Below are 19007 nucleotides of genomic sequence, written 5' to 3'. Positions count from 1 at the left end.
GGGGCTGCGCCCCCACCGAACGCCGGGCAACGCCCCGGCGCTGCATGCGTATTTTCGGAACGATGAAGGGTCCGGGGAAGAGCCTCAGACCCCGCTATCGCGCAGCGCGACGCAGCGCCGGATCTCGTCCTCGACTTTGTTCAGCAGCACGGCGTTGTCGAACTTCGCCTCGGCGGTGGCGCGGGCGGCGCGGGACATGGCGGCGCGGTCGGGCAGGTCGAGCACCTTCGCGATGGCCCCGGCAAAGCCCTCCTCGTCCCATTCCGGCACCATGAAACCTGTCTCGCCCTCGGTCACCGCCTCGGGGATCCCCGCGTGCAGGGTCGAGACGGTGATGCAGCCCGCGGCAAGCGCTTCCTGGATGGCGGTGGGCAGGCCCTCGGTGTTGCCGTTCCTGTCGGTGATCGAGTGCTGCAGGAAGGTCTCGGTGGTCAGCAGATGCTGGCGCACCGCGTCATGGGGCAGCGCGCCGGTGAAGGTGACCTGCGCCGCGACGCCAAGCTCGGCCGCGAGTGCCTTGCAAGGCTCGAGCAGCGGGCCGTCGCCGATGAAGGTGAGATGTGCCTCGCGCCCCTTGGCGGCGGCGGCAAAGGCCCGCAGCGTGATCTGCGGTGCCTTCTTGTCGACCATGCGACCTACAGCGAGACAGGAGCCCGGCACCTTTTCGCCCGGCACGAAGCGGCGCACGTCGACGCCCGAGGGCACAACATGCGCATTCGGATGGGAGACACCGTGCTTGGCGAGGTTGTCGAGCAGGAACTGCGAGACCGAGAATATCCCGTCGAGCCGCGGCATCATCTTGCGATAGCTCTTGACCCTCTGCGGCGAGGTCAGCGCGCGCGAGGCGTCAGTGCCGCGAAAATAGCTGAACACCGGCAGGTTCATCTCGTTCGCCAGCTTGGCCACCACCAGCGCCTGCGTGCCGAATTCGGCGAGGATCACCTCGACCTTCTGATCGTGGAGCCATTGCATCAGGCGGGTGCGGTTCGCGCCGAAGGGCAAGCGGCCGGTGCCCTCGGTCAGCGAATTCCAGCCCATCGCCACGGGGGCCAGAACCTTGTCCGACAGCGAGAGTTTCGAGCGGCGCTCGAAGAGCGGCTTGTCGTACGGATTGCTGCCGTTGAACCGGCCGCAGAGCACCACCGTGTCGCCGCCGAAAATGTGCTCGATGTGGCGGTTGATGAAGGTCTCGCCCGGCACATGGTAGTCGGAGGTGACGATGCAGGTCTTGAATTGGCGGCTCATGCGGGATCTCCCGGGGTCTTGGTGCCGCGCCTACATGCCCGTGAAGACCCCGCCGCGCAAGGGCGGCGGGGTCCGGTGTCGGATCAGACCTATTCGCCGTAGGCCATCGCCGGCAGCCAGGTGGTCAGGGCCGGGAACTCGAAGACGATGAACAGGCCCAGCAGCTGCAGCACCACGAAGGGGATGATGCCCTTGTAGATGTGCCCGAGGTTAACGCCCGGCGGGCAGACACCCTTGAGGTAGAAGAGCGCGAAGCCCACCGGTGGTGTCAGGAACGAGGTCTGCAAGGTCACCGCCACGAGGATGGCGAACCAGACCACCTGCGGGTCGCGCACCTGGTCGAAGCCCGGCACCGCCAGCTCCAGTCCCTGGATGATCGGCAGCATCAGCGGCATGATGATGATGGTGATCTCGATCCAGTCGAGCAGGAAGCCGAGGCAGAAGACGATGAACAGGATGAAGGCGATCGTCAGGTAGGGGTTGTCGAAGGCCGAGAGCACCAGGTGCTGCACGATCTCGTCCCCGCCGTAGCGGCGCAGCACGAAGGCGAAGAAGTTCGCCGCGAGGAAGATGCCGGTGATGTAGCCCGCGGTGTTGAGCGTCGAGCGCGCCACCTCGCGGAACACCTTCCAGTCGAGCTTGCGGTTGACCAGCGCCAGCAGCGTCGCACCGAGCGCGCCGAGGCCGGAGGCTTCGGTCGGCGTCGCGACCCCGACGAAGATCGAGCCCAGCACCAGCAGGATCAGGAACATCGGCGGCACCACGGCGAGCAGCACCTCCTTCACCTCTTCCATGCCCACCTTGCCGGACTTCTCCGGCGCGGGCATGGAGGCGGGCGAGATGAAGCCGTAGACCACGATGAACACGATGTAGAGCGCGCCGAGGATGAGCCCCGGGAACAGCGCGCCCATGAACAGATCGCCGAGCGAGATCGCCAGCTGGTCCGACATGATCACCAGCATGATCGACGGCGGGATCAGGATACCCAGCGTGCCGGCGCTGGCGATTGTGCCCGTCGCGATCGGCTTCGAGTAGTTCTGCGCCATCATCGCGGGCAGCGCCATCACCCCGAGCAGCGTCACCGAGGCCCCGATCACCCCGGTCGAGGCGGCGAGGATGATGCCGATCAGCAGCACGGTCAGCGACAGGCCGCCACGCAGGCTCCCGAAGAGCTTCTGCATCGCGTGCATCATCCGCTGCGCCACGCCCGACTGGTCGAGCATCAGCCCCATGTAGATGAACATCGGCAGTGCCACGAGCACCGGGTTATTGACGATATTGCCGAAGAGCCGCCCCGAGAGCGCCAGCAGGCGATTGTACTCGAGCCCGATGCGGTCGAACTCGATCACGTCCTTGAAGTCGGCGCGGAACGGGTCGAGCAGGATCTGCGACAGGATGACGAAGATCAGGCTCACGCCGACCAGCGCCATCGCCACGGGAATGCCGCGGAACAGCATCCAGATAAAGGTCAGGAACATGGCCGCGACGGCGATCTCGTTCAGCGTCAGGTATTGGCCGAGGAAGTGCAGCATCTCAGCGCTCCTTACGCGCGAAGAGACGCGCCACAACAATCACGATCACCGTGGCAACAAGCGCCAGGGCGATGGTCTTCTTCATTTCCCAGGGGCCGAACTCGAGGTCGTCGAAGATCGCGGCGCGGGTTGCGGTGCGGATGTTGTCCACCTCGGGGTCGGTCGCCATCAGCCAGCCGACGCAGGCGTACCAGATGATCAGCTGGATGCCGAAGATGGTGGAGGGCAGGGCGAAGAGCAGCTGCTTCCACAGCGCCGGCCGGGTCAGCTGCGACAGGTGCCGCACGTAGGCCGACCAGATCGCCACCATGATGACGATGAAGCTGAGGTTCATCAGCGTCTTCAGGATCCACAGATTGTGGAGCCCGTTGGGGCTGGAAGAGCCCTCGTCGGCGGCGATCGAGGTCAGCGCGTAGTCCAGCGTCACGTCCCAGCACAGCAGCACGAAGGGGAAGAACAGCCAGACCAGTGCGATGATGTCGATGATCAGACGCTTCCGCTTCTCGAAGTTGTCGTAGAAGATGTCGACCCGCACGTGGCTGCCGGTGGTCACCGCGTAGGCGATACCGATCAGCACGGCGACACCATAGAGCCACCATTGCAGGTCATCGAGCCAGGCCTGGTTGTGGCCCATCTGGCGCAGCACCACCTGGGCGCAGATGGCGACCATCAGGATCGGGAACAACCAGGCGAAGAGATTGGACAGGTGCACGATGAACCTGTCGCCCCGGTTCTGGTCCTTGCGTCCGATCTCTCCGGGGTCGGAGATGGCGACCTTGAAATCCTCCACGGGCCTAGTCCTTTATTGCTTGCCTTGCGGGGGTTGCATGGGATCAGCGCCGCGCCCGAGGGGCCCCAGCGACGCGAAAACGGCGCGCCCCCGAAGGTTCCGGCGCGCCGAAGGAGGCCGGGCGCGAACGCCCGGCAATCAGCCGATCTGCCTCAGTTCCAAGGACGCGGCAGGTAGATGTTGTTGAACCAGGTCTTGTAGCCCTCGCGGAACTCGCTGAGGTCGGCCCAGGCCTTGGCGAACATCTCGTCCTCGGCTTTCAGCTCTTCCACCACTTCGAGCCAGGCCGCTTCGAACTGCTTGAGCTGCTCGGGGGTCCAGTTCTTGATCGTCACGCCGTGCTGCTCGACGTTCTCGACCATAGCCGGGAAGTTCTTGGCTTCGCCTTCGGCGAAGTTGTCGGTCAGGTTGGCCATGCAGGCGATCTCGATCTGCTTCTGGCTGCTCTCGTCGAGGTCTTCCCAGCGATCCTTGTTGATCAGCAGCTCGAACATGGTGGCGGGCTGGTGCCAGCCGGGGAAGTAGTTGTACTTGGCGATGTTGTAGAAGCCGAGGTTGGCATCGACGATCGGCATCGAGAACTCGGTCGCGTCGATCGCGCCGCGCTCCAGCGCCGGGAAGATGTCGCCCGCGCCGAGCAGCGAGGTCGAGACACCCATTTTCTGCATTACCTCGGCACCGAGGCCGAAGAAGCGCATGTTCAGGCCCTTGAGGTCGTCGAGCGAGTTGATCTCTTTCTTGAACCAGCCCGAGGTCTCGGGGGCGTAGGAGCCGCAGAGCACCACGTGGACGTTGTAGCCGTTGGTGTCATACATCTCCTGGAACAGCGTCATGCCGTCGTCGTAGAGCATCCAGGCCAGCATCTCGCCGGGCTCGGGGCCGAAGGGCACAGCGGCGAAGAGGCCCGCGGCGGGCATCTTGCCCTGCCAGTAGCCCGAGGTCGAATAGGCCGCGTCCACCGAGCCGTTCGATACCGCGTCGAGCATCTCCAGCGACGGCACCAGCTCACCCGGATCAAAATGCTCGAATTCGACATCGGACGAGATCGCGTTGATCTTCTCGACGAAGTTGACCGCGGCGGTGCCGAGGATCGGCAGGTTCTTGGAATAGCCCGAGGTCATCTCGAACATTTCCTGCGCCGAGGCGGCCCCTGCAAATGCGAAAGCGGCGGCCGAGATGGCCGTGAAGGTCTTGTTGATCATGGTACTCCTCCCTGTGTCGGCACCCCCTCCCAAGGGTACCGCTGGCAATTCATGCCTGTAGCGGACGCTACCGAAGCCTCACGGCGCTGTGAATACCCAGTTCTGCGTAGGGGTTCGCAAGATTGTTGCTGACGCAGCGGCACTTACGGAAGAAACAGCCCCGGAGGGCGTTGCTTCGCGCGGACCTTGGGCGTCCATCTATCCTTAAATATTCACCTCGAAACCGCTCCGTGCACCATCCCCTTGGCAAGGGCGCTTTTCATCGTCGCCCGCCTGCGCTATTCCCGCGCGAAACGGGGTCTCGGAGGTTGGCATGACCGAAGGTAAGAACGGCATCACCTATGCGGATGCAGGCGTGGATATCGATGCGGGCAACGCGCTGGTGGAGCGGATCAAGCCCGCGGCCAAGCGGACCAGCCGCTCTGGGACCATGTCCGGTCTGGGCGGCTTCGGCGCGCTCTTCGACCTGAAGGGCGCGGGCTACGAGGATCCGATCCTCGTCGCGGCGACCGACGGCGTGGGCACCAAGCTGCGCATCGCGATCGACACCGGCCACGTCGACGGCGTCGGCATCGACCTTGTGGCCATGTGCGTCAACGATCTCGTGTGCCAAGGCGCCGAGCCGCTGTTTTTCCTTGATTATTTCGCCACCGGCAAGCTCGACACCGATAGCGCTGCGCGGGTGATCGAGGGCATCGCCGAGGGCTGCGTGCGCTCGGGCTGCGCGCTCATCGGCGGCGAGACCGCCGAGATGCCGGGCATGTATCCTGCGGGCGACTTCGACCTCGCGGGCTTTGCCGTCGGCGCAATGGAGCGCGGCACCGACCTGCCGAAAGACGTGGCCGTGGGCGATGTGCTGCTGGGCCTCGCCTCGGACGGCGTGCATTCGAACGGCTACAGCCTCGTGCGCAAGCTGGTCGAGGTCTCGGGCCTTGGCTGGGAGGCCGACTGCCCCTGGGCCGAGGGCTCGCTGGGCGAGGTGCTGCTGACGCCGACGCGCCTTTACGTGAAGCAGGCGCTGGCAGCAGTCCGTTCGGGCGGCGTGCACGCGCTTGCCCACATCACCGGCGGCGGCCTCACCGAGAACCTGCCGCGCGTGCTGCCCGAGGGCTGCGGTGCGACAATCGACCTCACCTCCTGGGCACTTCCGCCGGTCTTCAAGTGGATGGCCGAGGTCGGTGGCATCGAGGAGCGCGAGATGCTCAAGACCTTTAACTGCGGCATCGGCATGATCCTGTCGGTCTCGGCGGACCGCGCCGAAGCGCTGAAGGCGCTGCTCGAAGCAGAGGGCGAGACCGTCTACACCCTGGGCACCGTGACCGAAGGGCAGGGCGTGACCTACGAGGGCGCGCTGAAGTGAAACGCGTCGCGATCTTCATCTCGGGCGGCGGCTCCAACATGGTGACGCTGGCCGAGAGCATGACCGGAGATCACCCGGCCCGTCCGGTTCTGGTACTTTCGAACAACGCCGATGCCGGCGGGCTGAAGAAGGCCGAAGCGATGGGCATCCCCACCGCCGTGGTCGATCACCGCCCGTTCAAAGGCGACCGCCCCGGCTTCGAGGCGGCGCTGCAGGCCGAGCTGGACAAGGCACAGCCCGACATCCTCTGCCTCGCGGGTTTCATGCGCGTGCTTACCGCGGGCTTCGTCGAGCCGTGGAAGGGGCGGATGCTGAACATCCACCCCTCGCTGCTGCCGAAATACCGCGGCCTGCATACCCATGCGCGGGCGCTGGAAGCGGGCGATGCCGAGCACGGCTGCACCGTGCACGAAGTCACGCCGGAACTCGATGATGGACCGCTGCTGGGACAGGCACGTGTGCCGGTGCTGGAGAACGACACGCCCGACACCCTGGCCGCGCGTGTGCTGGAGATGGAGCACAAGCTCTACCCGGCGGTGCTGCGCCGCTTTGCAGCGGGCGACAAGACGCCGGTGCTTCTACCTTAACGCGTGATGCGATGACTGGCGGCATTGCCGTGCCAGTCGAGCGCCGCCGCGTCCGTTTCGGGCGCGGTGAGCGCGGGCAAGCCGAGCAGCGCAACGAGCGCCAGCGCAGCGATGATGGAGGTGAAGCCGCCGGAAACGGCGGGGCGGCGGGTGTAGCTGTAGGCAAGGTCGAGCGAGGTCATGGGGGAGGCTCCTTGGAGCGTTGCTGAGGGACTTGGGAGTGCCCCCAACATAGCCGCGCTAGACGCTTCGCAAAAACGAATGATTGTCACCCCCATCATCACGAGACGTGATGGAATGACCGTCCAGCGCTCTGCGAGGTGACACCCTTGCAAGCGCAGGGCTGCGAAAATGCCGCGCGCGCCAGCTTTTGCCTTCTGCTGCTTTGAACTTCACGCGCCGAAGGTGTAGGAGGCGCGATAACCAAGAGAAACAAGAGATCCATGAACGGGCCCGTGCACGCATGAAGACATTGACCAAGACCGAAGAGCTTGCGGAGTTCTGTGCGCAGGCGGCGACCGCGCCCTATGTGACCGTTGACACCGAGTTCCTGCGCGAGCGGACTTATTACTCCAAGCTCTGCCTGATCCAGCTGGCGATCCCGGGCACCGGCGAAGAAAATGCCGTACTGGTCGATCCGCTGGTCGACGGGCTGTCGCTCGAGCCGCTGATGGAACTCTTTCGCAACACCGCGGTGGTCAAGGTCTTCCACGCCGCGCGTCAGGATCTCGAGATCTTCTTCGTCGATCACGGCGTTATCCCCGAGCCGCTCTTCGACACCCAGGTCGCCGCCATGGTCTGCGGCTTCGGCGAGCAGGTGGGCTACGAGACGCTGGTCAAGCGCATCGCCAAGCAACAGCTCGACAAGAGCTCGCGCTTCACCGACTGGTCGCGCCGTCCGCTGACCGAGGCGCAGAAGAAATACGCGCTTGCCGACGTGACGCACCTGCGGGTGATCTACGAATTCCTTGCCGGCAAGCTCGAGGAATCCGGCCGCGCGCATTGGGTGGGCGAAGAACTGGCAACGCTCACCGATCCCGAGACCTACATCACCCGTCCCGACGAGGCCTGGCTGCGCGTGCGCACCCGTTCGTCGAGCCCGCGCTTCCTGGCCATTGTGCGGGCGCTGGCCGCCTTCCGCGAGGATTACGCTCAGTCGCGCAACATCCCCCGCAACCGGGTGTTCAAGGATGACGCGCTGGCCGAGCTCGCCTCGACCAAGCCGGTGACCATGGAAGACCTCGGCCGTTCGCGCCTGCTGCTGCGCGAGGCTCGTAAGGGTCCGATCGCCGATGGCATCCTCGCGGCGGTGAAGGAAGGGCAGGACACCCCCAAGGAAAACCTGCCGAAGGTCGATGACAGCCGCGACCAGCTGCAGGTGAACCCGGCGCTCGCCGATCTGCTGCGCGTGCTGCTCAAGGCCAAGACCGAAAGCTCGGGCGTCGCCTCGAAGCTGATCGCCCCGGCCGCCGAGCTCGACGCCATCGCCGCCGGCCAGCGGGACGTGAAGGCTCTGACCGGCTGGCGCCGCGAGGTCTTCGGCGACGACGCGCTGCGTCTCTGCGACGGCAAGATCGCACTGGCGGCCAAGGGCAAGGCGGTCGCGGTCATCGAGATCTGACGCCCCTGATCGGGCTGGCAAAAAAGGGCGCCACGGAAACGTGGCGCCCTTTGCTTTGGATCCGAGCTTCTGGATGTGAGAAACTCTCTTCGGAGAGAGTTGCAAAAGCCTTCGAAGGCTTTTGCCTCAGCGGCCGACGCTTTGCGAATTGCGCAGTCCCTCGACGCGCAGCGCGCGATAGGGGGCGAGTTCCTTGTCGGTCATCCATTTCGCCGCGGTGACCGTCCGCGCCGCATCGCCCTCGGGGCGCGGGCCGGCCAGTTGCAGGGCCATCAGGCGGAACGCCAGGGTGCCGGTGTCCTCGGAGCCGGCAATCGGCACCAGCCGCACGTCGAAGGGACTAGGGTAGTCCGCGACACCGCTGACGCGAACGATGAACCCACCCGGACGCCGTTCGAGCAGCAATTCGGTGATCATGCCGACGGGCTGGCCGAGATAGACCTCGTCCTTCTTGGCAAAGAAGCTCACCGCCGAGCGTTGCGGGATCAGCGGGTTGTTCGCGCCGGTTTCGGTGCCCACGGACGCACCTTCATCCTGGCCGACGCAGCCGCCGAGTACGAGAGCCGAGATCATTAGGACCGATGCGGGTTTGAACATTGTACGACGTGCCTCTGCCTGTGTTGCTCATCGGGTTAGCGTATCGGGCCCGCCTTGAAAAGCATGCATTGCCGGGTCTGGACCTTTGGCGGCGGCACCCCTACGAGTCGAGGCCGACAGGACCCGCGCCCGGCCCGAAGCCATGCGGCGCGGAGCGGCAAGCAGGAGCGCAGATGGCACAGGCAGGTTTCGAAGAGCTGGTCGAGGATTTCGAGTTTCTCGACGATTGGGAAGACCGCTACCGGACGGTGATCGAACTGGGCAAGGCGATGGAGCCGCTGCCCGAGGCGCTGAAAGTGCCCGCCACCAAGGTCGAGGGCTGCGCCAGCCAGGTCTGGCTGCACCTCACTTGGGAGGGCGGCAAGCTGCACTTCGAGGGCGAGAGCGACGCGATGATCGTGCGCGGCCTCATCGCCGTGCTGCACCGGCTTTACGACGGGTTGGCCCCGGCCGAGGTTGCCGCGATCGACGCCCGCGCCGAGCTTGGCCGGCTGGGGCTGAACGAGCATCTTTCCGCGCAGCGTTCCAATGGCTTGCGTGCCATGGTAGAGCGGATCCAGGAACAGGCTGCCGCTGCGGCGTGAGCCTTCGGGCGGCTGCGCGCGGGATGCAAAGCGCTATACATCCGCCCGCCTCTGGCTTAGAACGCCTTTTAACCGGAATGACTTGAACGGGCAGAACCAACATGTCTGAAGAATTCGAACTCGACACCGCCGACCTGCAGCGTCGCATGGATGGTGCCATGGCCAACCTGCGCACCGAATTCGCCTCGCTGCGGACCGGGCGCGCCTCCGCCTCGATGCTCGAGCCGGTGCAGGTCGATGCCTACGGCTCGATGACCCCGATCAACCAGGTCGGCACGGTCAACGTCCCCGAGCCGCGGATGGTCACCATCAACGTCTGGGACAAGGGCCTCGTCGGCAAGGTCGAGAAGGCCATCCGCGAGTCCGGCCTCGGCATCAACCCGCAGCTCAACGGCACGATCATCATGCTGCCGATCCCCGAGCTGAACGAGGAGCGCCGCCGCGACCTGACCAAGGTCGCAGGCCAATACGCGGAGCACGCGCGCGTCGCGATCCGCAACGTGCGCCGCGACGGCATGGACCAGATCAAGAAGGCCAAGGCCGACGGCATGTCCGAGGACGACCAGAAGCTCTGGGAATCCGAAGTGCAGGAAATGACCGACGGCTACATCAAGAAGGTCGACTCCGCGCTGGAGACCAAGCAGGAAGAGATCATGCAGGTCTGAGGCGACGACGCCCAAGCGAGGAGGGCCGATGCCCAAACCGATCCGAGACGGCAAAGGCCCGCGCCACGTGGCCATCATCATGGACGGCAATGGCCGTTGGGCGACCCAGAGGGGGCGCCCGCGGCTTTTTGGTCACCACGCAGGCGCCAAGCGGGTTCGAGAGATCGTCGAGGCCTGCCCCGATGCCGGGGTCAAATACCTCACGATCTTTGCCTTCTCGACGGAGAACTGGAAGCGCACCCAGACCGAGGTGGCGGGGCTGATGAGCCTGTTCCGCCGCTACATCCAGAAAGAGGCGCGCGCCCTGCATGCCGAGAACGTGCAGGTGCGCTTCATCGGCGACCGGGTCAAGCTGGACAAGAAGCTGATCATCCTGATGGACGAGCTTGAGGCACTGACCTCGGGCTGTACCGGGGTGAACCTGACCATCGCCATCAATTACGGCGGCCGCGACGAGGTGGCCCGGGCGACGCAGCGGCTGGCGCAGGATGTCGCCGCCGGAAAGCTCAGCCCCGACGACGTCAACGAAGAGACATTGCCCAAGTACCTTGATACCTGCGTGCTGCCCGACCCGGATCTGGTGATCCGCACCTCGGGCGAGGCGCGCATCTCGAATTTCCTGCTGTGGCAGTCGGCCTATGCGGAATATGAGTTCGTCGATACCCTTTGGCCGGATTTCTCGGCCGAAGAATTCTGTTCCCTGGTCGGCAGCTACGGGCAGCGCGAGCGGCGCTACGGCGGTGTGAAGGCATGACCTCTGCACGTTGGAGCGACCTCGGGCCGCGCATGGCGTCGGCTGCGGTACTGATCGTCGTGGCGCTGGTCTGCGTCTGGCTGGGCGGCATCTGGTGGCGGTTCGCCATCTCGCTGGCCTGCGGCGGCATGGTCTGGGAACTGGTCAACATGGTGGACACCAACCGCGGCAAGTCCGCGAAGATCCTCGCGCTCGTCGCCGGGGTCTGCGCGCTGGCCTCGGTCTACCTGCCACCGGCCTTCGCGCTGCCCCTGCTGCTGCTGCCGTCCATGGCGGGCTTTGGCCAGATGGAGCGGGGCGGGGTGACCTACTCGGTCTTCACCGCGATGATCATGCTCGCCGGCTACGGCATCATGTCGCTGCGCTCGGATTTCGGGCTGACATGGATGCTGTGGATGGTGACCGTGGTCGTGGTGACCGATGTCGCCGGCTACTTCGCCGGGCGCGCCATCGGCGGGCCCAAGCTCTGGCCACGCGTCAGCCCGAAAAAGACATGGTCCGGTGCCTCGGCGGGCTGGATCGGGGCGGGCATCGTCGGCGCGCTCTTTGCGATCCTGTCGCGAGAGGCAGGCTTCGGACTGATCGGCGTATCGGTCGCCATCTCCATGGCCAGCCAGATCGGCGACATCGCCGAAAGCTCGATCAAGCGCCGGGCTGGCGTCAAGGACAGCTCGAACCTGCTGCCGGGCCACGGCGGGCTGCTCGACCGCTTCGACGGTATGCTGGGCGCGGCGCTCTTCCTGCTCATCGCCGGGCAGATCGTCGACTTCCCGCCGGGCGTGGAGTGAACGGGGCCGATGAGACGCATTTCGATTTTCGGCGCGACCGGCTCCATCGGTCAGAGCACGCTCGACCTGATTTCCCGTGACCGGGAAAGCTACCATGTGGTCGCCCTGACCGGCGGCAAGAACGTCGCGCAACTCGCCAAAGACGCACGGAAATTCGGCGCCGAGTATGCCGTGACTGCCGATCCGGCGCTGCTGCCCGAACTGCGCGCGCGACTGGCCGGCTCCTCGGTCGAGGCCGCTGCAGGGCCGGAGGCCATCATCGAGGCAGCAAGCCATCAGGCCGATTGGGTCATGTCGGCCATCGTCGGTTCCGCCGGGCTCGCCCCGGGCCTGCGCGCGCTGGAAAAGGGTGCGACGCTCGCGCTGGCGAACAAGGAAAGCATGGTCTGCGCGGGGCCGCTCGTGCTGCACACGGCGCAGGCCCATGGCGGGCGCGTGCTGCCGGTGGACAGCGAGCATTCCGCGGTATTCCAGGCGCTCATCGGCGAGGAAATGAGCCGCGTCGAGCGGGTGATCATCACCGCCTCGGGCGGGGCTTTCCGCGACTGGCCGATCGAGAAGCTTGCCGGGGCGACCCCGGAACAGGCCGCCACCCATCCCAATTGGGACATGGGCCAGCGCATCACCATCGACTCCGCGTCCATGTTCAACAAGGCACTGGAAGTCATCGAGACAAAAGAATTTTTCGGCCTAGACCCCGAGAAGATCGAAGTGGTTGTCCACCCCGAGAGCATGATGCACGCGCTGGTCGGTTTCTGCGACGGCGCGCTGATGGCGCACCTCGGCCCGCCGGACATGCGCCACGCCATCGGCTTTGCGCTGCACCATCCGCAACGCGGCGCGCTGCCGGTCGAACGGCTCGACCTGGTGAAGCTGTCGCAGCTGACCTTCCGCCCGGCCTGCGAGACCCGTTGGCCGGCGCTGCGGCTGGCGCGCGAGGTGATGGCGGCAGGCGGGCTTTCGGGCGCGGTGTTCAACGCCGCCAAGGAGCAGGCGCTCGACGATTTCATCGCCAAGCGCATCGGTTTCCAGGACATGGCGGTGATCGTCGAGCGGGTGCTGGAGCGCCTCGCGGCCGAGAGCGCGGTCACAAGCGCGGAGATCACCCTTGATAACGTGCTCGCGGCTGACCATCTCGCACGGGAGACCGCGCGCGATCTTAGGCTGCAGCATCACTGAGGCTGCCCCGCGCGCCGGTCAAACGGCCCGCCATGGGACAAGAAGAAACGAGTTGAAAGGGCAGGGCCTTTGGAAATCACCCAGCTGATTCCGCAATTCGGCAGCGTTGTCTGGACGTTGCTGGCATTTGTCATCGCGCTGTCGGTGATCGTCGCGATCCACGAATACGGACACTACATCGTCGGCCGCTGGTCCGGCATCCATGCCGACGTCTTCTCGCTCGGCTTCGGGCCGGTGCTGTTCAGCCGGGTCGACAAGCGCGGCACGCGCTGGCAGGTCGCGGCGCTGCCCTTCGGTGGATACGTGAAGTTCAAGGGGGACGAGAACGCCGCCAGCGGCACCTCCGATGCCGCCACGCTCGACGCGATGAGCGAAGAGGAGCGCCGCCAGACCATGACCGGCGCACCGCTCTGGGCGCGCGCCGCTACGGTCGCCGCCGGACCGGTGTTCAATTTCGTGCTGACCATCGTGCTTTTCACCGGCATCTTCATGGCACAGGGACAGGTCTCCGAGCCGCTCACCGTCGGTGAGCTGCGCCCGATACCCAGCGTGCAGGAGCTGCAGGAAGGCGACGTGCTGCTCGAGATCGAGGGCACCCCGACGCCCTCTTTCGATGATTCCGAGGGCTTCGACACCTTCCTCAAGAACCTGCCGATGCAGAACGCGCTGACCTACACGGTCGAGCGCGACGGCACCCGTCAGGACGTGACCGGGCCTTACGTCTATCCGCCGCTGGTCTCGCAGGTCGTACCGCGCTCTGCCGCCAACGAGGCGGGGATGGAGCCGGACGACGTGATCATCTCCATCGACGGTGTGCCGATCTTCGCCTTCGACCAGCTCAAGCAGCGGGTCGAGAGCTCGGACGGCGCGACGCTTGGGCTGGAAGTCTGGCGCGACGGCGAGATCCTCGATCTTGCGCTGACCCCGAAACGCACCGACGAGCCGATGCCCGACGGTGGTTACCAGACGGTCTACCGGATCGGCATTGTCGGCGGCATCTTCTTCGAGCCGGCCACATCCACCGTTGGCCCGCTGGACGCGGTGCAGGGCGCGGTCAGCCGCACCTACAGCATCGCCGCCGGGTCGCTTTCGGGCCTGTGGCACATGATCGCCGGCAATATCTCGTCATGCAACCTGTCCGGGCCGATCGGCATCGCCGAGACCTCGGGGGCCATGGCGTCGCAGGGCGGGCAGAGCTTCCTGACCTTCATCGCGGTGCTGTCGACGGCGGTGGGGCTTCTGAACCTCTTCCCGGTGCCGGTACTGGACGGCGGGCACCTGGTGTTCTTTGCCTACGAGGCGGTCGCCGGCAAGCCGCCGTCGGAGCGGGCACTGCGTGCGCTGATGTCGGCAGGGCTGGTGCTGATCCTCGGGATGATGGTCTTTGCGCTGACCAACGACATCTTCTGTCCCTGATCGACAGCGCGCCCCGAGATCGGGGCAAGGCAGGGACAAACCATGCAAGGGCCGGGTGGAAATCGTATTTTCCCCGGCCTTTCGCCGTAAATCCGCCATGATGAAGCAATAGCCCGGCAGTTGGTTACGTCTCTATCGGGGGATACGATGCAGACCTTTCATGACGGCTATCGCGGCCTTGGGCTGCTGCTGGCGATCAACTGGGACCGGCTGTTCTTCGGAGCAGTGATTTTTGCCGCGTTGTATTTTGGCGCCTTCCTGGGAACACTTTGACCCGTCGCAGTTTCGTCTTTTGACAAGAAGAGCTTCACCCGCTACTCACGTAAAAAAAACACGGCGGAGTGGACAGCGAGCATGAGCATCGGGCAGAAGTCGGGCAGGCCCCGCGGCAAATCTTACGCGCATCGCGCAGGTGTCTCGGCACTGGCGCTTTCCCTCGCGGCAGCAATGGCCTTCACGGCGCTGCCCGAGATGGTTCAAGCGCAATCCTACGCATTCAACCAGGTGAGGATCGAGGGCAACGAGCGCATCGAATCCGGCACCATTCTCAGCTACGCGGGCATCACCCGCGGCGAGACGGTGAGCGCTGGCGAGCTCAACGCGGCCTACCAACGCATCGTCGAATCCGGGCTGTTCGAAACCGTCGAGATCACCCCGCAGGGCAACACCCTGGTGATCGAGGTCACTGAGTTCCCGACCGTCAACCGCATCGCCATGGAGGGCAACCGCCGCCTGAAGGACGAGGACCTGACCGCGCTGGTCAAGACCCAGCCCCGCCGCGTCTACAGCCCGCGCCAAGCCGAGCAAGATGCCCAGGCGATCGCCGACGCCTACCTGCAGCAGGGCCGCATCGCCGCGCAGGTCACCCCCAAGCTGATCCGCCGCTCGAACAACCGCGTCGACCTTGTGTTCGAAATCTTCGAGGGCGGTGTCACCGAGATCGAGCGCATCGGCTTCGTCGGCAACCAGGCCTTCTCCGACGGACGCCTGCGCCGCGTCATCGAGACAAAGCAGGCCGGCCTGCTGCGCGCGGTGATCCGCAGCGACACCTACATCGAGGACCGGGTCGCCTTCGACCGCCAGCTGCTGCAGGATTTCTACGCCTCGCGCGGCTACGTCGACTTCCGCGTCACCGGCATCAACTCCGAGCTCTCGCAAGAGCGCGACAGCTACGTGCTGACCTTCAACGTCGAGGAAGGGCAGAAGTTCAACTTCGGCCGCATCGGCGTCGCAAGCGAGTTGCCTGAAGTTGATCTCGCGGCCTTCCGCAATGCGATCAGCCTGAAGTCGGGCAAGGCCTATTCGCCGGCCGAGGTCGACAAGGAGATCATCCGCCTCGAGCGTCTCGCCACGCGAGAAGGGCTGAACTTCGTCCGCATCGATCCGCAGGTCACCCGCAACGACCGCGCGCAGACGCTGGACGTGACCTTCAACCTGACCCGCGGCCCGCGCATTTTCGTCGAGCGCATCGACATCGAGGGCAACACCACGACCCTCGACCAGGTGGTCCGCCGCGAATTCAATGTCGCCGAGGGCGATCCGTTCAACCCGCGCGAGATCCGCGAGACCGCAGAGCGCATCCGTGCGCTCGGCTATTTCTCGGACGCACAGGTCAACGCCCGCGAAGGCTCGACGCCGCAGCAGGTGATCGTCGACGTGAACGTCACCGAGCAGCCCACCGGCTCGATCGGCTTCGGCGGCTCGTACTCGACCACCGACGGCCTCGGGGCCTCGATCTCCTTTGCCGAGCAGAACTTCCTCGGCCGCGGCCAGCGACTGTCGTTCGGCATCAACACCGCGTCGACGAACCAGGCCTACTCGTTCAACTTCGTCGAGCCGGCCTTCCTTGGTCGCGACGTGGCCTTCGGCCTTGCGCTGAGCTACCGCGAGACCTCCTACGACAGCGCCGACTATGACACTGCGACTGGCATCTTCCGTCCCAGCCTGACCTTCCCGATTTCCGAAAACGGTCGCCTCGGGCTGCGCTACACCTACCGCTACACCGACATCACCGACTTCGACGAGGATGAAGTCGGCAACGTGGTGATTTCCGAGGCGGAGGAAGAGGCGCGCAACGACCACATGCTGGGCTACACGCTCAGCTATGACACGCGCCGCGAAGGCCTCGACCCCGATCGTGGCTACCTTCTGGAGTTCGGCCAGGACTTCGGCGGGCTCGGTGGCGACAACAACTTCGTGCAGACCGATGTGCGCGCGATTGCCCAGACGCTGGTCTGGAACGAGGAAATCACCCTGCGGGCCACCTTCCAGGCCGGGGCGATCAACTACATCGACGGCGACAGCCGGGTGACGGACCGCTACATGATGACCGAGAACATCATGCGCGGTTTCGAGTACGCCGGCATCGGCCCGCGCGAAGTCAACGACGCCGAAGACATCGATTCCCCGCTGGGCGGCAACTATTACGCCGCGCTGCGCTTCGACGCGGAGTTCCCGCTGGGTCTGCCCGAGGAGTACGGCATCAGTGGCGGTGTCTTCTACGACATCGGCTCGGTCTGGGGCCTCTCGGATGACACCATCGAGAAAGCCGGTGACAACGACATCCTCTACAGCGATTTCACCGCGCGGTCGTCGGTCGGTGTGTCGGTCTTCTGGGACTCCGTCCTCGGACCGCTGCGCCTCAACTTCTCGACCCCGGTGTCGAAGGAAGACAATGACAACGAGCAGAACTTCAGCCTCTCGGTGTCCAGCACGTTCTGAGCGGAAGGCGCGCAGCCTGCTGCGCGCCGCCACCCTGCTGCTCGGACTTGCCGCCACGCCGGCCGTGGCCCAAGACGCCGTGCGTCCGGGCATCGTGCAAAGCCCGATTCTGACCGTCGAAATAGACCGGCTCTATGCCGAGAGCGACTTCGGCAAGCAGATCTCAGAGATGCTCGAACAGACCGGAACCGAGATCGCGGCGGAGAACCGGCGGATCGAGGCCGAACTCTGTGCCGAGGAGAAGTCCCTCACCGAGAAACGCAAGACCATGGACCCGGTCGCCTTCCGCAAGCTCGCGGATGCCTTCGACAGCAAGGTGCAGGAACTGCGCGAAGAGCAGGACAGCAAGGCGCGCACGCTCGGCAATCTCTCCGAGGAGCGGCGGCGCGCCTTCATCGCCAAGGCCGAGCCCGTGCTTGCCGAGTTGATGCGGGACGCCGGGGCGAGCCTCATCCTCGATCAGCGCACGGTCTTTCTGTCCGCCAGTGCAATCGACATCACCGACACGGCCATCTCCCGGATGAACGAACTTTTGCCCGACCCCGGGCCGATGCCGGACTTCACCGATGGCACCGAGACCGGCACGCCGGACAAGCCCTGAGCACTCCGGCTGTTTCAGCCTGTTGCATCGCGTGACGTTGCCGCGACCGCGCCGCTTGCCCCGACGCGCCGGGATTGCTAGGGGAAGGGCGACTTTTTCCTTTTGAAAGGCCCACGATGACCGAGACGCTCCTCAGCGCTGACATCCAGCTGATCCAGCGCATCCTGCCGCATCGCTACCCGTTCCTGCTCGTCGACAAGGTCGTGGAGATCGACGGCACCAGCTCGGCCGTGGGCGTCAAGAACGTCACGATGAACGAGCCGCATTTTCAGGGCCATTTCCCCGGCCTGCCGATCATGCCGGGCGTGACCATCGTCGAGGCCATGGCGCAGACCACCGCCGTCATGGTGGGCGTCGCACTCGATCTCGCCGACAAGGACCTGAAGGTCTATTTCATGGGCATCGACAAGTGCAAGTTCCGCCGCAAGGTGGTTCCGGGCGACGTGCTCAAGATGAAGGTCCGGACCCTGCGTGGGAAGCCGGGCGGCAAGGTCTGGAAATTCGAGGGCATCGCCGAGGTCGATGGCGAGCTGGCCTGCGAGGCCGAGTTCACCGCCATGATGGACCTGCCGGCGTGACCGAGGCGGTGATCCATCCCAGCGCCTACGTCGAGCCGGGCGCGCAGATCGGCGAAGGCTGCAAGATCGGCCCGTTCTGCCACGTCGGCCCCGAGGTGGTGCTGGCGGCGAATGTCGAGCTGAAGAGCCACGTGGTGGTCACCGGGCGCACCGAGATCGGCGAAGACACAGTGATCTTCCCCTTTGCGGTGATCGGTGAAATCCCGCAGGACCTCAAGTTCCGCGGCGAAAAGACCGCTCTGGTCATCGGCAAGCGCAACCGCATCCGCGAGCACGTGACGATGAACGCCGGCACCGACGGTGGTGGCGGCGTGACCCGGGTCGGCGACGACGGCCTCTTCATGGCCGGCTGCCACGTTGCGCATGACGCTCAGGTCGGCGACCGGGTGATCCTGGTGAACAACTCGGCGCTGGCCGGGCATTGCGTGATCGAGGACGACGTGATCGTCGGGGGGCTCTCGGGCGTGCACCAATGGGTGCGCATCGGCCGGGGCGCGATCATCGGCGCCGTCACCATGGTGACCAACGACGTGATCCCCTACGGCCTCGTGCAGGCACCGCGCGGAAAGCTCGACGGGCTCAACCTCGTCGGCCTCAAGCGCCGCGGCGTCGCCCGCTCCGACATCACCGCGCTTCGGGCCGCCTTCCAGATGCTGGCGCAGGGCGAGGGAGCCTTTGCCGAGCGCGCCAAGCGTCTCGGGGACGAGACCGAAAGCGAGTATGTGCGCGAGATCGTCGCCTTCATCCTCGGCGACAGCGACCGTCACTTCCTGACGCCGGGCTGATC

The 19007-nt window shown here is 65.3% G+C and carries 20 protein-coding genes; 14 read left to right on the top strand and 6 right to left on the bottom strand.

The window, feature by feature from the left end; all coding sequences use genetic code 11:
- Positions 1-84 precede the first annotated feature (84 nt).
- From BM397_RS02850 to BM397_RS02835, 4 genes are all read right to left on the bottom strand, one after another.
- Entirely contained in the window at positions 85-1245 is a 1161-nt protein-coding gene (locus tag BM397_RS02850; RefSeq protein ID WP_092421495.1) for a glycosyltransferase, read from the bottom strand.
- Between the two features lie 89 nt (positions 1246-1334).
- The gene (locus BM397_RS02845; protein WP_092421492.1) at positions 1335-2777 is read right to left on the bottom strand and encodes a TRAP transporter large permease; all 1443 of its coding nucleotides are present in this window, start codon (positions 2775-2777) and stop codon (positions 1335-1337) included.
- Between the two features lies 1 nt (position 2778).
- Positions 2779-3567: a TRAP transporter small permease subunit gene (locus BM397_RS02840; protein ID WP_092421489.1), complete on the bottom strand. Its 789-nt coding sequence runs from the start codon at positions 3565-3567 to the stop codon at positions 2779-2781.
- A gap of 152 nt (positions 3568-3719) precedes the next feature.
- On the bottom strand, positions 3720-4769 hold the full coding sequence (locus BM397_RS02835) for a TRAP transporter substrate-binding protein (RefSeq protein ID WP_176806521.1): 1050 nt from the start codon (positions 4767-4769) through the stop codon (positions 3720-3722).
- A gap of 313 nt (positions 4770-5082) precedes the next feature.
- On the opposite strand from BM397_RS02835, the gene purM reads away from it, so the two are divergent.
- Both purM and purN read left to right on the top strand, forming a co-directional pair.
- A complete protein-coding gene (gene purM / locus BM397_RS02830; RefSeq protein ID WP_092421486.1) occupies positions 5083-6129 on the top strand; it encodes a phosphoribosylformylglycinamidine cyclo-ligase in 1047 nt (348 codons plus the stop codon).
- Positions 6126-6716, top strand: a complete 591-nt coding sequence (gene purN, locus BM397_RS02825; RefSeq protein WP_092421484.1) for a phosphoribosylglycinamide formyltransferase — start codon at positions 6126-6128, stop codon at positions 6714-6716. The genes purM and purN overlap by 4 nt, the downstream gene beginning before the upstream one ends.
- On the opposite strand, the gene BM397_RS02820 is transcribed toward purN, so the two are convergent.
- Positions 6713-6898, bottom strand: a complete 186-nt coding sequence (locus BM397_RS02820) for a hypothetical protein (protein WP_092421481.1) — start codon at positions 6896-6898, stop codon at positions 6713-6715. The genes purN and BM397_RS02820 overlap by 4 nt on opposite strands.
- Positions 6899-7179: 281 nt before the next feature.
- Here BM397_RS02820 and rnd point away from each other — a divergent pair, with 281 nt between their 5' ends.
- Positions 7180-8337 carry a ribonuclease D gene (gene rnd, locus BM397_RS02815; RefSeq protein WP_092421478.1) on the top strand — a complete coding sequence of 386 codons (1158 nt, stop codon included), beginning with the start codon at positions 7180-7182 and terminating at the stop codon, positions 8335-8337.
- A 126-nt stretch (positions 8338-8463) separates the two neighbouring features.
- On the opposite strand, the gene BM397_RS02810 is transcribed toward rnd, so the two are convergent.
- The gene (locus BM397_RS02810; protein ID WP_092421475.1) at positions 8464-8934 is read right to left on the bottom strand and encodes a hypothetical protein; all 471 of its coding nucleotides are present in this window, start codon (positions 8932-8934) and stop codon (positions 8464-8466) included.
- A gap of 173 nt (positions 8935-9107) precedes the next feature.
- Here BM397_RS02810 and BM397_RS02805 point away from each other — a divergent pair, with 173 nt between their 5' ends.
- The 11 genes from BM397_RS02805 (at position 9108) to lpxA (ending at position 19005) form a co-directional block, all read left to right on the top strand.
- Complete coding sequence (locus BM397_RS02805; RefSeq protein WP_092421472.1) at positions 9108-9518, top strand: SufE family protein; 411 nt, start codon at positions 9108-9110, stop codon at positions 9516-9518.
- Positions 9519-9619: 101 nt separating this feature from the next.
- Positions 9620-10183, top strand: coding sequence for a ribosome recycling factor (gene frr, locus BM397_RS02800; RefSeq protein WP_092421469.1), 564 nt, complete (start codon positions 9620-9622; stop codon positions 10181-10183).
- Between the two features lie 28 nt (positions 10184-10211).
- Positions 10212-10937, top strand: a complete 726-nt coding sequence (uppS, locus tag BM397_RS02795; RefSeq protein ID WP_092421466.1) for an undecaprenyl pyrophosphate synthase — start codon at positions 10212-10214, stop codon at positions 10935-10937.
- Positions 10934-11725, top strand: coding sequence for a phosphatidate cytidylyltransferase (locus tag BM397_RS02790; RefSeq protein ID WP_092421463.1), 792 nt, complete (start codon positions 10934-10936; stop codon positions 11723-11725). The genes uppS and BM397_RS02790 overlap by 4 nt, the downstream gene beginning before the upstream one ends.
- A gap of 9 nt (positions 11726-11734) precedes the next feature.
- Positions 11735-12904 carry a 1-deoxy-D-xylulose-5-phosphate reductoisomerase gene (gene dxr, locus BM397_RS02785; RefSeq protein WP_092421460.1) on the top strand — a complete coding sequence of 390 codons (1170 nt, stop codon included), beginning with the start codon at positions 11735-11737 and terminating at the stop codon, positions 12902-12904.
- Positions 12905-12973: 69 nt separating this feature from the next.
- Positions 12974-14320 carry an RIP metalloprotease RseP gene (gene rseP, locus BM397_RS02780; protein ID WP_092421457.1) on the top strand — a complete coding sequence of 449 codons (1347 nt, stop codon included), beginning with the start codon at positions 12974-12976 and terminating at the stop codon, positions 14318-14320.
- 147 nt (positions 14321-14467) lie between these two features.
- The gene (locus tag BM397_RS29595) at positions 14468-14593 is read left to right on the top strand and encodes a hypothetical protein (protein WP_256218716.1); all 126 of its coding nucleotides are present in this window, start codon (positions 14468-14470) and stop codon (positions 14591-14593) included.
- Between the two features lie 81 nt (positions 14594-14674).
- The gene (gene bamA, locus BM397_RS02775; protein ID WP_425425921.1) at positions 14675-17041 is read left to right on the top strand and encodes an outer membrane protein assembly factor BamA; all 2367 of its coding nucleotides are present in this window, start codon (positions 14675-14677) and stop codon (positions 17039-17041) included.
- Positions 17042-17105: 64 nt separating this feature from the next.
- Entirely contained in the window at positions 17106-17642 is a 537-nt protein-coding gene (locus tag BM397_RS02770; protein WP_256218715.1) for an OmpH/Skp family outer membrane protein, read from the top strand.
- 116 nt (positions 17643-17758) lie between these two features.
- On the top strand, positions 17759-18220 hold the full coding sequence (gene fabZ, locus BM397_RS02765) for a 3-hydroxyacyl-ACP dehydratase FabZ (RefSeq protein WP_092421451.1): 462 nt from the start codon (positions 17759-17761) through the stop codon (positions 18218-18220).
- The gene (gene lpxA / locus BM397_RS02760; protein ID WP_092421448.1) at positions 18217-19005 is read left to right on the top strand and encodes an acyl-ACP--UDP-N-acetylglucosamine O-acyltransferase; all 789 of its coding nucleotides are present in this window, start codon (positions 18217-18219) and stop codon (positions 19003-19005) included. The genes fabZ and lpxA overlap by 4 nt, the downstream gene beginning before the upstream one ends.
- Positions 19006-19007: the final 2 nt, after the last annotated feature.

The organism is Alloyangia pacifica (assembly GCF_900116195.1).
Lineage (GTDB): Bacteria > Pseudomonadota > Alphaproteobacteria > Rhodobacterales > Rhodobacteraceae > Salipiger > Salipiger pacificus.
Note: the sequence above shows the minus strand (reverse complement) of the source record. Positions and strands in the feature narration are given on the sequence as shown.

What these genes read in the sequence shown, in the direction of transcription:
- dxr (WP_092421460.1), top strand. Translation starts at nt 11,735, where the DNA reads ATGAGACGCATTTCGATTTTCGGCGCGACCGGCTCCATCGGTCAGAGC.
- bamA (WP_425425921.1), top strand. Translation starts at nt 14,675, where the DNA reads ATGAGCATCGGGCAGAAGTCGGGCAGGCCCCGCGGCAAATCTTACGCG.
- uppS (WP_092421466.1), top strand. Translation starts at nt 10,212, where the DNA reads ATGCCCAAACCGATCCGAGACGGCAAAGGCCCGCGCCACGTGGCCATC.
- BM397_RS02810 (WP_092421475.1), bottom strand. Translation starts at nt 8,934, where the DNA reads ATGTTCAAACCCGCATCGGTCCTAATGATCTCGGCTCTCGTACTCGGC.
- fabZ (WP_092421451.1), top strand. Translation starts at nt 17,759, where the DNA reads ATGACCGAGACGCTCCTCAGCGCTGACATCCAGCTGATCCAGCGCATC.
- BM397_RS02850 (WP_092421495.1), bottom strand. Translation starts at nt 1,245, where the DNA reads ATGAGCCGCCAATTCAAGACCTGCATCGTCACCTCCGACTACCATGTG.
- BM397_RS02790 (WP_092421463.1), top strand. Translation starts at nt 10,934, where the DNA reads ATGACCTCTGCACGTTGGAGCGACCTCGGGCCGCGCATGGCGTCGGCT.
- purM (WP_092421486.1), top strand. Translation starts at nt 5,083, where the DNA reads ATGACCGAAGGTAAGAACGGCATCACCTATGCGGATGCAGGCGTGGAT.
- BM397_RS29595 (WP_256218716.1), top strand. Translation starts at nt 14,468, where the DNA reads ATGCAGACCTTTCATGACGGCTATCGCGGCCTTGGGCTGCTGCTGGCG.
- frr (WP_092421469.1), top strand. Translation starts at nt 9,620, where the DNA reads ATGTCTGAAGAATTCGAACTCGACACCGCCGACCTGCAGCGTCGCATG.
- rnd (WP_092421478.1), top strand. Translation starts at nt 7,180, where the DNA reads ATGAAGACATTGACCAAGACCGAAGAGCTTGCGGAGTTCTGTGCGCAG.
- BM397_RS02845 (WP_092421492.1), bottom strand. Translation starts at nt 2,777, where the DNA reads ATGCTGCACTTCCTCGGCCAATACCTGACGCTGAACGAGATCGCCGTC.
- BM397_RS02805 (WP_092421472.1), top strand. Translation starts at nt 9,108, where the DNA reads ATGGCACAGGCAGGTTTCGAAGAGCTGGTCGAGGATTTCGAGTTTCTC.
- BM397_RS02835 (WP_176806521.1), bottom strand. Translation starts at nt 4,769, where the DNA reads ATGATCAACAAGACCTTCACGGCCATCTCGGCCGCCGCTTTCGCATTT.
- BM397_RS02820 (WP_092421481.1), bottom strand. Translation starts at nt 6,898, where the DNA reads ATGACCTCGCTCGACCTTGCCTACAGCTACACCCGCCGCCCCGCCGTT.